This is a genomic window from Pseudoalteromonas sp. NEC-BIFX-2020_015 (genome assembly GCF_012952265.1).
GTDB lineage: Bacteria > Pseudomonadota > Gammaproteobacteria > Enterobacterales > Alteromonadaceae > Pseudoalteromonas > Pseudoalteromonas neustonica.
This window is the reverse complement of the sequence record NZ_JABCJL010000016.1, coordinates 1-13,479: the sequence shown is the minus strand read 5'-3', so window position 1 is coordinate 13,479 and position 13,479 is coordinate 1. Positions and strand designations below refer to the sequence as shown.

The following is a 13,479-nucleotide window of genomic DNA, read 5'->3' as shown; positions in this document are numbered from 1 at the left end:
AATTATCAAGTGCTAAATAAAGAAGTGCATAATGATAATAAAAAAAATAATACTTAAAACATTACTGTTCATCATATTTATTCTCAGCTATAGCCCACAAAGCTATGCTGAGCAATCTCTTGATCAACAAACCTTAATGGTCTATTTACCAAGCGCCTTTGTTGCGCTGGTTTTACCGTACCTGCTATTTACCATATATAGACTGCGCCGTTCCCGAAAGCAACTGCGGTTGTCAGAACATCGTTTAAAAAGCACTGTAGAAGGCAGTGGAGACACTTTGTGGGATTGGAATATAAAATCTGGCTCAGTGTTGAGAATAAATGATAAATACATGATGGATAAAAACGCCACCAGTGATTTCCCTCCTAATAAAACTCTTATTCACCCAAATGATGTTGCAAATGTCGCTCTGTTATTAAAGCAGCACTTTGCTGAACAAAGTGCATTTTTTGAAGCCAGCTACCGTATAAAAGATAGCTTAGACCGTTGGCATTGGGTGCTTGATAGAGGAAAGATCATCGAAAAAGATGGCAACCTAAATCCATTGCGCATGACTGGTACTGTGCGTGATATCACCCAACTGAAATCCACAGAGGCACGTCTTAACTTATTTGCAAAATGTGTTGAGTCGCTTACTGATGCGCTCGCAATTTATGACAAAGATTTTAATTTAGTTGATTTAAACCCTAGCTTTTTAAGTCAATTTGGGGGAAATCGCGATAACTACCTAAACAAACCTTTTACTTTGCATGGCTACGAACAAAGCTATATAGATGAAATAAAAAATACCGTAAAACAAACAGATCACTGGCAGCAAGAAGTAAAACTACGCAATAGCGAGCGCAAATTATTACCGATTGAAATTTCAATTGATGAAATAAAAAACGAACAAAATCAAATATGTAATTACGTAATCGTTTACTCTGATCTTACAGAACGTAAAAAAGCCGAATCACAATTGCATAACTTATCAAACCGCGATCGGACAACCGGCCTGCCCAATCGAAACTTATTTTTTACTAACTTAAAAAAGTTAGCCAGACAAAATGAGCACCATGCTTTACTTGTGTTTGATTTAGATGATTTTAAAAAAATTAATGACTCATTAGGCCATCAACTTGGCGACAGTTTATTAGCAAAATTAGCAATGCGCTTAAATAAACTAACACGAGAAAAAGATGTTTTTTATCGCTTAGGCGGCGATGAATTCGCTTTAGTTATGTCTGGTACAAACGATATCCACACCATTACCCGCATGGCAAAACAATTTTTAGCAGCCATAGCCACTCCATTTAAAATGGCTGGTCATGAACTCGTGATCACTTCAAGTGTTGGTATTGTATTATTTCCTGAAGACGGTAATACCCCTGAACTGCTGCTTAAAAATGCCGATACAGCCATGTATCACGCAAAAAAGAAGGGCAATAGCTACCTGTTTTTTAATGACACGATGAATCGTCAAGCAGTTAAACGCTTACAAATTGAAAACCTTATGCGTTTTGGTTTAAAAGAAGATCATTTTGAAGTGTATTATCAACCAAAAATGAACATTCGTACTGGAAAGTTCACTGGGATGGAAGCATTAGTGCGCTTTATCACCCCTAAAAAAGGGATAATTAGTCCTGGTGTATTTATTCCAATAGCAGAAGAAACAGGACAAATAATTGAGATTGGTGAAGTAGTATTAAACAAGTCATGCAGAGATGTAAAAGAATGGTTAGATGCTGGTTTATTCAACGGTCGTGTTGCCGTTAACCTCTCAGCTAAGCAATTTAGTTTACCCGATTTAACCACCCGCATTGACGTTATACTGCAAAAGAATGAGCTCCCCTCATACTTTTTAGAGCTCGAAATTACTGAAGGTACGGTAATGGATGACCCGCAAGATGCCATTTCAATTATGCGCTCACTTAGCGCACGGGGAATTCATTTAGCTATGGATGACTTTGGAACTGGTTATTCATCACTGGCGTATTTAAAACAATTTCCGTTAAACACATTAAAAGTAGACAAAGCATTTATAGACGACATGAAAACAGAGCGTGGCCGCAACATGGTTGACTCAATTGTAACGATTGCTCATAACCTTGATCTCCATGTGGTTGCTGAAGGCGTTGAGCAAGCAGACCAAATCACTATTTTAAAAGAGTTAAACTGCGAAACCATGCAAGGCTACTATTACTCTAAGCCGCTCTCTAAAGCTGAGTTTACTGTTTTTTTAGAAAAGCAACAAAGTGAATCCGCACTGAGCCTTGTTCATCAAGCTTAAGGCAGCCAAATACACGCTTGCCTCCCGTTACACCGTAAAAGAGCACGTCGATAATGTAAATTAAATAAACACCACGCTACAGGGCCTAACAGCCCTGCAAGGACTATCCAACGCTTTACTGGCATGCCTTTTTTAATCACTTCTAAATACATAATAACAACAAACACAATACTGATTAAAAAATAAAGCAAACCAACAACACCATTCAGGTCAAAAATCAGGCGGGCAGTTTAACCAAAGCTCAAATAAATTTAAAGTGTTATGCTAGGGCGTGTTGACCTTTGTGGATTGAAATTTGTTCAATCTAGGGGCGATTTAATCGCGGCGCGAGGTTTGTAACCTAGCGGGCTCGATAACTGCTCCTGCGTTATTCTACTGGCTCACATCCATGTGAGAATAAGTAAAAACCGAGCAAAGCTTCCGCGTCCTGCTCACGCCCCTTACCTACATCCGTGTAGGCAACAAAGAGTCAATCGCCCCTAGAAAGAACCTTTTGGGCAGCGCATGTTTGGCATTTATACTGCGTTATCGCCTATTTATGGGGAACAACCACACGACATAGGCTCTGCCTTGCCTAAATACCAAACATACTGCTGCAAAATCAATCACGAAAGGTCAACACGCCCTAAAAATGATGGCAAAAAAAAACCAGCCAAAGCTGGTTTTAAATTACTACGCTATACCTATTTCATTAAAGTGGTGAGGTTTGACTCTCTCACTTTAATAACGTTGGTATGTCTGATTTACTTTTCAGCACGGCCCATAAATTTTTGTTCTGCGGTATTAATACGAATGCGGTCACCCGTAGAAATATGCTCTGGCACTTGAATGATCAAACCCGTTGATAGACGTGCTGGCTTTGAACGTGCGCTCGCAGATGCACCTTTAATTGATGGGTCAGTCTCTTCAACCACTAATTCAACACTTGATGGTAAATCTAAGCCCACAGGTGCTCCATCAATGACTATAACGTGAACACCTTGCGTTTCTTCGTTCACGAATAAAATTTCTTCGCTGATAGCCTCTTTATTCAAGTTGTATGGCGTATAATCTTCGTTATCCATGAATACATACTCTTCACCATCGATGTAAGAGAACATTGACTCACGGCGAATTAAATCTGCCAATTTAAGCATATCGCTATCTTTGAATGTTTCATCAACTTTACTGCCCGTGACTACATCGTATAAACGCATACGATACAAACTACCGCCAGCACGGCCTTGCGGTACAGATCTAACAATATCTTTAACAACTAGCACGCGGCTATTAAACTCTATAGCAGTACCTTTTTTAACTTCACTCGCCTTAGGCATTAGTGTATTCCCATAATTTATAAATCCACAGAAACATACCACGAACTGGGTATTCTTCAATAGAAACAAAGCAACTTAACGATAGTTTTTGCGTAATTAAACAATCAAACGCCGCCTAATGGCGGCGCTGATTATAGTTTAGTCAATCTTAAAAGCGTACTTTTACACCTGCAGATAACTCACCAACATCATTTTTTGTCACTTTATAATAGGTGTATTTAAGTAGTAGCTCGGTATTTTTATATACCGAATAACCTAATGCAGCACCTGCGTACGGCTTAGTGTCATGTTCTTTATGCTCTAACATCGCACCTCCAGTAATACCGCTTTGTATTTCATACTGATGGCGGTATGCACCTAAAAATAACGTTGCACTTAATGACTCTACTGGCTCAAAACGATAGCCAATTTCAGTAGCAATCCCTTTAGGAAGAACTGGTACGTAGCGTGAGTAGTCGATATGAACACCGTCTGGGTTAATTGTATCTGCCGTTAGCTCAACACGTCCTTGCCCTAAATCAATGTATCTTAAACCAACCTGCCAATTTTTAGTCAGATCATAATAAACACCCAGCGACCAGCTTGTATCTGTATCATCCACTGATATTAAATTTACGTCGTTATCTGGTTTAGCTAATGCACTTTTTGCTTTAGCTTGTCCTAAGGTCCCCTCTATCGACCATGTATCAGCCATTGCACTAGTACTCAACAAACAACTTGTGGTAATAATTGCAAAACCTGGTAGTAGTGACTTTCTACGGCTAATAACAAGCACTGAAATCAATAATAACCCTAAGCCTCCCATACTGCCTCCTGATGATTTATTACTAATGGCAACTGACTTAACTGCTTTAACAGTGACTTCAACTTGCGCCGCTGATTTAGCTCCTTTACTATCTTTAATAGTGTAATCAATTGTATCCACTCCTTCAAAGCCAACTTTTGGTGTGTACTGCAATGTACCGTTTACATTAATTGCTGTACTTCCTTGCATGGCTTTTGCGTTTACAATAAATAACTCATCGCCATCTATATCTGTATCGTTACGAAGTACGTCAATTTCTATTGATACTTGATCGTTTGTTGATGCCGTATCAAACACTGCAGTTGGTGCATTATTAGTTACAAGGTTCACTTTAGCGGTGCTATTTGATGTACCACCTTGTCCATCACTGATACTGTACTCAATCGTTGCAACACCAACAAACGCTGCAGGCGGAGTATAAAGCAACTGATTTTCAACAATACTCACTTCGCCAAAATCAACGGTTACACCAGTAAGTGACAGTGAATCACCATCCAAATCTGTATCATTTTTTAATACATCAATTGTAATAGATTCACCTGCACCGATCGTTACCTCATCTGGATTAGCTTGCGGTAATTGGTTTGTGGAGCGAACAACTGCTACGCCACCTGGGTCAACAATAGAGCGGTTTGCTTTTCCATCATCATCATTTGGGCCGCCATCAACAATTTGTAGTTGTACACACCATGACCCTTCAATTAGCCCTGTGGTCCATTCATTACTGCGTGGTGGTGGACAATAACCTGGCTCGCCTGCCGCCGAGAGTATTTGGTTCTCGCCTGTTGTTACAAAATCAACCCACTCGCCTTCTTTTAGCTTTCTATAAACCGAGTTTTGCGAAATTGGGTTTCTTTGTGGCAGCACAATACTGTAAGTATCGCCTGCATTAGGTAAACCTGAGGCGATAAAGTCAAATAACCCGCCAATATTTACCGCATCATTATCTGCTGGCAATTCACTATCGAGCAATTGTACACCACCTGTTGCATTTTGTGAGACCGTGATCCCTTTTCTGATGCAAACGCCAGGTTCACCTTCAACCAAGAACTCATCACTATCTTTGGCTTGCTCTTGCATAACATTACATTCACTGATGGCATCAAGGTAATCAGGAATACCGTCATTATCGCTATCGCTGTAACCTTCTTGATCATCTGGAATTAAATCTCCATCGGAGTCTTGCTCTGTTAATGTTGCAAGAGCCTCAATAACCTCAACATAGACTTCTTTGGTTGTTGATAAACGAGGTTCACCATCATCTTCTGCCGTTACTGATACTTTGTAAATACCCGCAGTAAGAGACTGTGTTGAGAAAGTAAATTCACTCTCATTCGCACTGGTATTGATAAGCTCATTATCAATAGATAGCCAACTCAAGCTAACGTTATCGTTTGGATTCACATCCTCGACAAGCCCTGTAATGGTGACAAGTTCCTCACCGATAGTCACCAACGATCTACCTTGCCCACCTTGATGAACAGATGTTGTAATTGTTGGTGCTACGTTATCTTCAACAATAGTAATCGTGGCTGTTGATCTCGCGCCTAGGTTCAGCGTATCAGCCAGTGAAATTGTAATTGTTTCATTGCCTTCAAGCTCTGAGTCAGCAAATACAGTGAAGTTAACTCGCCCTTGAACACCACTTTCAATGATTAATTCACCTGATGTTAAATTGTGATCTGAACTATCAGCAGTTCCTAAAACTGTATACGGTATAGTTACTGGATATACAGGTGATTCACCATTTAAGAATACACTAAACATGTGTGTCTGATCTTCAGCAACTTGACTATCTTTGCTCAAAGAAATCAGTGGATTAATATTAATGTTTTGTGTCGCGATTGCCTCAAGTCCATTACCATCAACTGCTTTCCAATACACTAAATGGCTACCTGGAGCAAAGAGTATATTTGGGCTTACCAATGATACCCCGATTCGATTACCTTGACTGTCGGATGCAAGCGGAACCCCTAAGTTCACTTTAGTAAATAACCCCTTCGCATTAACATTAACATCGGCCGGTGTTTCAATAGTTGGCAAACCTATGTCCAGTTGATTTATTGTTAACTTAGCCGTTGATTTACTGCGCGCTTTATCAGGGTCTTCAATCAAATAATTAATTTGAATAGTACCCTGCGTACTTGCTTGCGCATTATAAACAACCAATCCATTTTCAATAGTGACAGACCCTACGCTTGCATTTACTCCTATTATATTTAATTGCTGCTCATCAGCGTCCGTGTCGTTTGCCAGCACATCAAGCGTGTAAATGTTCTGCTCGTTTTCATCAAACGAGAATACATCAGGATTTGCCACAGGAAGGTCATTCACCGAGGTTACATTTAAGCTCGCTGTAGCGACTGCAGATTGTTCTGCGCCATCACTTGCTAAATACGTAAAGCCATCAGCACCAAAGTAGTTCAGGTTTGGCGTGTAAGTAAACGACGTTCCTTGCTGACTTAATGTACCAAACTGCGGTTGTGACATAATAACTAATGTTAATACATCCCCATCAGCATCTGTTATCGTTGGTGAAAACGAAATTGCGTTATCTTCAAGTAAACTCAGCGAAATACTTTGCGCAACTGGCGCTTCATTTGTGTCATTAACCGTAATTGAAAACGATACTAAGCTAGCACTTAACTGCGCATCACTGACGCTGATCACAATGCCTGCTTGCGTGCCTACATCATCATTTGTCGGGGTGCCACTAAGCTGACCTGTCGCTGCATCGAAGTTTGCCCAACTTGGCTTGTTCGTGATGCTAAAGCTCAGCGTATCACCGTCCATGTCTTGTGCGCTTGGTGTAAAGCTATACGCTTCATCCTCGTTCACTTGCGTTGCGGGTACCCCACTGATACTTGGTGCATCATTGGTATTGATTACCGTAATGCTAAATGGCGCTAAGCTTTGCGTTTGCGTGCCATCACTCACACTGATAATTATATTGCTGTAACTGCCTACTTGCTCATTCAGCGGGGTGCCGCTTAATTCGCCCGTTGCGCTGTTAAAGCTTAACCAACTTGGTTTGTTACTGATACTAAACGTTAAGGTGTCGTTGTCTGTATCACTTGCTGTAGGGATAAATTGATAGCCGCTGTCTTCGTTCACTGACGTCGCAGGCGTACCACTTATCAACGGTGCGTCATTAACACTCGTCACTGTGATGGCAATATTCGCCACCTCTGAATTTAACTCGCCGTCATTGGCGACAACGCTGACTGAGTCACTGCCATTAAAGTCACTGTTTGGTGTGTACACCAAACTATTGCCCGTTAAGCTTACGCTGCCATTGACCGCATCCGTCACCACGGTATAACTCAGGCTTTGCCCTTCAATGTCTTCGCCCGATAAGGTCACGGTTAATGCCGTGTCTTCATCTGTTGAGACTGCTTGCCCTGCGAGCGTTGGCTTGTCGTTAATCGGGGTTATCGTTAATGATACGGTGACTTCATCCGAATCAACCTCGCCATCATTGGCCACAAACGTAAAGCTGTCTGCGCCATTCGCGTTCGCTGTCGGGGTGTAAAGCCAGCTGTCATTACTTTGTTGGATTAGGCTTCCTTTTGTAACCTCATCCACAATGCGATAGCTCAGTGTATCTTGGTCTACATCTGTCGCGACTAACGTCAACAAGATTGAACCATCTTCATCCAGTGTTTGCGCTTGTGCGCTGGCCACGGGTTTGTCGTTCACTGACGTTACTGTCATCGTCACTGTGGCAACATTTGAGAGTGCACCATGACTGTCTTTTACTGTGTAGGTAAAGCTGTCGTCACCAAAGAAGTTGGCATTGGCTGTATAAATAATCGCCCCTGCACTGGTCACTTGCGTTTGCCCGTTCGCTGCATCACTCACAATTGTTACACTGCTTACATCTAGGCTGTCGCCTTCATCTACGTCACTGTCATTACCCAGTACGTTGACCTCAAACTGCCCTTCCTCTTGCAGTTGCGCCGTATTATCAAGCGCAACTGGTGCGTCATTAATGGCGTTAATCGTCAGTGTCACTGTGGCTGCTTGTGAGGCTAGCCCTTCACTGTCTGTCACTGTGTAAGTAAAGCTGTGAACGCCATTTATATCCGCTTTTGGCGTGATGGCTAAACTACCATCTAAATTCACGCTTACACTGGCAAAGCTGTATTCACCGACGCCGTCGCCTTTATCTTCTAACAATACATTCGCGCCGTTAAACCCTTGGTCTTCAACGTCTGAATCATTCGCTAAAATGGCCACACTTGTCGCTGTGTCTTCATCGGTAGTCACCGCATCATTCGCAACAACCGGACGGTCATTCACTGCACCTATGTTAACGGTGACTGTTGCGGTGTTTGATACTAAACCATCACTGTCTGCAATAGTGTACGTGAAGGTGTCTTGGCCTACTTCATTACTATTTGGTGTGTATACAAAAGTCCCTGCGGTTTCATCAATAACCACTTGCCCTTTACTTGGCGAGCGAACCACGGTAATTGCGCCTGTTGGTATTGTATCTTCAACATCGGTTGCTTGTGCTTTGAGTGCTGTCGCGTCAGATACCGTATCTTCTTGCGTACTAATTACTATCGTAGCCGCAACCGGTGCATCATTGACAGGGGTAATATCGATGGTCACTGTTGCGGTATTTGATGTATTTCCTGCCGCGTCTTTAACTGTATACGTAAAGCTATCAGTGCCTGTTTCGTTTAGCGCAGGTGTATATGTCGCAACCCCATTGGCAATGGTCACATTACCTTTTGTAGGCGCCACTAACACAGCAGCAGATGCTACGACCATATCGCCTTCGGCGTCTGTGTCGTTATTGGTCAGACTAAATGTTACACCAGTGTCTTCATTGGTCTGCGCGGTATCATCTTGTGCTACTGGTGCATCTGCTATTGCATTGATTGTCAGGGTTGCGGTGTATAAAGGTGATAACTCACCTGAACTATCTTTGATTTGATAAGTAAAGCTGTCGCTGACATCCTCCCCACCATTATGAGCATAACTAAAGCTACCGTCCGCTTGCGCTGAGAGTTCACCAAATTGCGGCTCACTTACAATGACCAAAGATAAACTATCTCCACTATCGGTGTCGTCATCAGTGGCGTTATTTAACAATCCATTGGCACTTGTCACCGTCAGCGTTTGTGCTTCATTCAATGTGAATGTTGCATTTTTTCCTACCGGTGCATCGTTGGTGTTTGTCACTTCAATTGCAAAGGCCGGTAAGCTTACGCTCGCAGTTCCATCTGATGCACTTATTACGATCCCTTGCTGTATACCGACATGTTCATCTGCTGGCGTACCGCTGAGCGTGCCAGTATTAACATCAAAATTGAGCCAGCTTGGCTTATTACTGATAGAGAACACAAACACACTGTTATCAACATCACTGATTGTTGGCGTGAATAAATACGCACTGTCTTCTGCTACGGTTGTACTCGGTGTGCCCGATAGAACTGGGGCGTCATTGATATTAATAACTTCCAGGTTAAAGGCTGGTAACGCGGTGCTCATACTGCCATCACTGACGCTGATCACAATGCCTGCTTGCGTGCCTACATCATCATTTGTCGGGGTGCCACTAAGCTGACCTGTCGCTGCATCGAAGTTTGCCCAACTTGGCTTGTTCGTGATGCTAAAGCTCAGCGTATCACCGTCCATGTCTTGTGCGCTTGGTGTAAAGCTATACGCTTCATCCTCGTTCACTTGCGTTGCGGGTACCCCACTGATACTTGGTGCATCATTGGTATTGATTACCGTAATGCTAAATGGCGCTAAGCTTTGCGTTTGCGTGCCATCACTCACACTGATAATTATATTGCTGTAACTGCCTACTTGCTCATTCAGCGGGGTGCCGCTTAATTCGCCCGTTGCGCTGTTAAAGCTTAACCAACTTGGTTTGTTACTGATACTAAACGTTAAGGTGTCGTTGTCTGTATCACTTGCTGTAGGGATAAATTGATAGCCGCTGTCTTCGTTCACTGACGTCGCAGGCGTACCACTTATCAACGGTGCGTCATTAACACTCGTCACTGTGATGGCAATATTCGCCACCTCTGAATTTAACTCGCCGTCATTGGCGACAACGCTGACTGAGTCACTGCCATTAAAGTCACTGTTTGGTGTGTACACCAAACTATTGCCCGTTAAGCTTACGCTGCCATTGACCGCATCCGTCACCACGGTATAACTCAGGCTTTGCCCTTCAATGTCTTCGCCCGATAAGGTCACGGTTAATGCCGTGTCTTCATCTGTTGAGACTGCTTGCCCTGCGAGCGTTGGCTTGTCGTTAATCGGGGTTATCGTTAATGATACGGTGACTTCATCCGAATCAACCTCGCCATCATTGGCCACAAACGTAAAGCTGTCTGCGCCATTCGCGTTCGCTGTCGGGGTGTAAAGCCAGCTGTCATTACTTTGTTGGATTAGGCTTCCTTTTGTAACCTCATCCACAATGCGATAGCTCAGTGTATCTTGGTCTACATCTGTCGCGACTAACGTCAACAAGATTGAACCATCTTCATCCAGTGTTTGCGCTTGTGCGCTGGCCACGGGTTTGTCGTTCACTGACGTTACTGTCATCGTCACTGTGGCAACATTTGAGAGTGCACCATGACTGTCTTTTACTGTGTAGGTAAAGCTGTCGTCACCAAAGAAGTTGGCATTGGCTGTATAAATAATCGCCCCTGCACTGGTCACTTGCGTTTGCCCGTTCGCTGCATCACTCACAATTGTTACACTGCTTACATCTAGGCTGTCGCCTTCATCTACGTCACTGTCATTACCCAGTACGTTGACCTCAAACTGCCCTTCCTCTTGCAGTTGCGCCGTATTATCAAGCGCAACTGGTGCGTCATTAATGGCGTTAATCGTCAGTGTCACTGTGGCTGCTTGTGAGGCTAGCCCTTCACTGTCTGTCACTGTGTAAGTAAAGCTGTGAACGCCATTTATATCCGCTTTTGGCGTGATGGCTAAACTACCATCTAAATTCACGCTTACACTGGCAAAGCTGTATTCACCGACGCCGTCGCCTTTATCTTCTAACAATACATTCGCGCCGTTAAACCCTTGGTCTTCAACGTCTGAATCATTCGCTAAAATGGCCACACTTGTCGCTGTGTCTTCATCGGTAGTCACCGCATCATTCGCAACAACCGGACGGTCATTCACTGCACCTATGTTAACGGTGACTGTTGCGGTGTTTGATACTAAACCATCACTGTCTGCAATGGTGTACGTGAAGGTGTCTTGGCCATTTTCATTAGCCGCAGGCGTATAGATTAAAGTGCCATCATTTTGGTTAATACTCACAGACCCTTTGACTGGTTGGGCGATAAGCGAAATATCACCGGTCGGTACAGTATCTTCCACATCAGTGGCCGTGCTTCTTACTGTTAATGCACTTGTTGGTGTATCTTCATCCACCATTTCATTAAAGTTACTCGCTACAGGTGCATCATTTACAGGGGTAATAACGACTGTTACGGTCGCTTTTTCAGAGGTTAACCCCGTGCTGTCTTTCACTGTATAAGTAAACGTGTCTGTGCCTGATACGTTACTCGATGGTGTATAGATTACCACGCCATTAGCAATACTAACCTGCCCCTTTGTTGCTGCATCAACAACAGCCGCTGAAGAAACAACCATGTTATTCTCAGCATCACTGTCGTTAGCAACCACGTTAAAGGTAATCGGGGTGTCTTCATCTGTAGTAGCTGAATCATTAACAACCTCTGGCGCATCTTCTATCGATGTAATTGTAAAGCTCACCGTTTGGATTGCTGATTTTTCGCCTGCGGTATCTACTACTTGATAAGTAAAGCTGTCAGTTGTTGTTTCACTGCCATCGTGTTGATAACTAAAGCTACCATCACTATTAAATGTTAATGTCCCCGATGTTGGGTCGGTTACTTTTACAGCTGTTAATGTATCATCACTATCCGTGTCGTCATCGGTCGCCGTACTCAATACACCATCTGCAGCCACTTTGGTAAGTAGCGCACCTTCATCTAAGCTAAACCCAAAGTGTTCGCCAATAGGCGCATCATTGGTATTTTTTACTTCAATATTAAATGTCAGTGGATCACTGTCCTCGGTCCCATCTGATACCTGTATACTCACATTCGTCGTGGTACCAACATCCTGATCGGTAGGTGTGCCTGAAAGTAAACCTGTCGCAGTATCAAATGTAGCCCAGCTAGGCTTATTTGTTATGCTAAAGGTTTGTGTGTCAGCTGTATCAGGATCTGTGAGTGTTGGCGTAAAGCTATATTCAGCATCTTCATCTATAGACGTTGTTGGCGAACCAGATAACACAGGTTTGATATTGTAACGCTTGATAACCGAAGTAGTTACGTCATCTGCTTCATTTCCAGCTGAATCCGATACTGCCACTGATAATGTTAATGTCCCCTCATTTAAATTGGTTACATCCACGCCAGTAATTTCTGCCGTTACCGCACTTATGGTGGTAGCAGCACTGCTAGATACTATATTTGAACCATCTGTTATTTGGTATGTAAATGAGCCACTTCCCTCTAGAGAACTCAAAGTAAAGCTTAACGCTGCTTCATTGCTTCGATTAATTTCAGTTTGCGTAATTGCTGCACTGTGCCCTGTAGGGTCAACATTATCAAGCGTAATTACTTTTGTTGCTAAATCAGACAGGTTACCCGCACTATCCGTCTGAGTTGCGCTAACCGTTAGCGTGCCATTATTTAGTGAACTAATATCCAATTCACTACCTGATAATGTCCAGTTACCGCTGGCATTCGCAACAACATTTTGGCTTACTCCTGCGATATCCACGGATACAGTCGCACCTGATTCAGCCCCCGAACCTGTGATCTCAACATCGCTATCTTCATCTTTATTAACAATGCCGTCACCCTCTATAGGTGTATTAATGACGAGTGTACTCGGTGTTTGATTATCTAAAAAAATCGTCGTTGTGGCCGCCGTTGAGCTATTCCCCGCGCTGTCGGCTTGTGTTGCTGATACCGTAAGCGTGCCATTATTCAACGCGCTAATATCTAGTTCGTTACCTGACAAGCTCCAATTACCGCTCGTGTCAGCTGTGGTGGTTTTAGTCACACCGTCAA

Annotated in this window: 4 protein-coding genes; 1 reads left to right on the top strand and 3 read right to left on the bottom strand. The window is 43.0% G+C overall.

Annotated features, from left to right (window positions below; genetic code table 11):
* Window positions 1-31 precede the first annotated feature (31 nt).
* Window positions 32-2,269 carry an EAL domain-containing protein gene (locus HH219_RS12915; protein WP_054206050.1) on the top strand — a complete coding sequence of 746 codons (2,238 nt, stop codon included), beginning with the start codon at window positions 32-34 and terminating at the stop codon, window positions 2,267-2,269.
* Here HH219_RS12915 and HH219_RS22030 read toward each other — a convergent pair.
* From HH219_RS22030 to HH219_RS12905, 3 genes are all read right to left on the bottom strand, one after another.
* Window positions 2,266-2,460 (bottom strand): hypothetical protein, encoded by a 195-nt coding sequence (locus tag HH219_RS22030; protein WP_054206051.1) that lies wholly within the window; start codon window positions 2,458-2,460, stop codon window positions 2,266-2,268. The two genes, HH219_RS12915 and HH219_RS22030, sit on opposite strands and share 4 nt — an antisense overlap.
* Window positions 2,461-3,012: 552 nt before the next feature.
* Window positions 3,013-3,585 carry an elongation factor P-like protein YeiP gene (yeiP, locus tag HH219_RS12910; RefSeq protein ID WP_054206052.1) on the bottom strand — a complete coding sequence of 191 codons (573 nt, stop codon included), beginning with the start codon at window positions 3,583-3,585 and terminating at the stop codon, window positions 3,013-3,015.
* 148 nt (window positions 3,586-3,733) lie between these two features.
* The gene (locus HH219_RS12905; protein WP_349251622.1) at window positions 3,734-13,471 is read right to left on the bottom strand and encodes an Ig-like domain-containing protein; all 9,738 of its coding nucleotides are present in this window, start codon (window positions 13,469-13,471) and stop codon (window positions 3,734-3,736) included.
* Window positions 13,472-13,479: the final 8 nt, after the last annotated feature.

Excerpts from the sequence above, each read along its gene's own strand:
- HH219_RS12915 (WP_054206050.1), top strand. The coding sequence starts at position 32 with ATGATAATAAAAAAAATAATACTTAAAACATTACTGTTCATCATATTT.
- yeiP (WP_054206052.1), bottom strand. The coding sequence starts at position 3,585 with ATGCCTAAGGCGAGTGAAGTTAAAAAAGGTACTGCTATAGAGTTTAAT.